Source organism: Bacillus sp. SIMBA_154 (assembly GCF_046536015.1).
Lineage (GTDB): Bacteria > Bacillota > Bacilli > Bacillales > Bacillaceae > Bacillus > Bacillus pumilus_P.
The window spans coordinates 1-249 of sequence record NZ_JAWJBV010000493.1; the positions used below are offsets into that span (position 1 = coordinate 1).

A 249-nucleotide genomic window follows, 5' to 3' on the forward strand; every position below is an offset into this window, starting at 1 on the left:
CGCGAAAGACGCGCTGAAAGCCGCTATCGAGAAAAACGAAATTGAAGACATCAAAGCGAAAAAAGATGAACTTCAAACAATCGTTCAAGAGCTTTCTATGAAGCTTTACGAAGAAGCGGCGAAAGCGCAGCAGGCTGAAGGCGGAGCAAACGCTGAAGGCAAAAAAGCGGACGACAACGTTGTCGATGCGGAATACGAAGAAGTAAAAGACGACGAAACGAAAAAATAAGTTCTTTCCCGCTTGACTAT

1 pseudogene is annotated in these 249 nt (G+C 45.0%); it reads left to right on the forward strand.

The features are described from left to right. A pseudogene (dnaK, locus tag R0K30_RS22885) lies at positions 1–229 on the forward strand (molecular chaperone DnaK); the annotation flags it as partial. Positions 230–249: the final 20 nt, after the last annotated feature.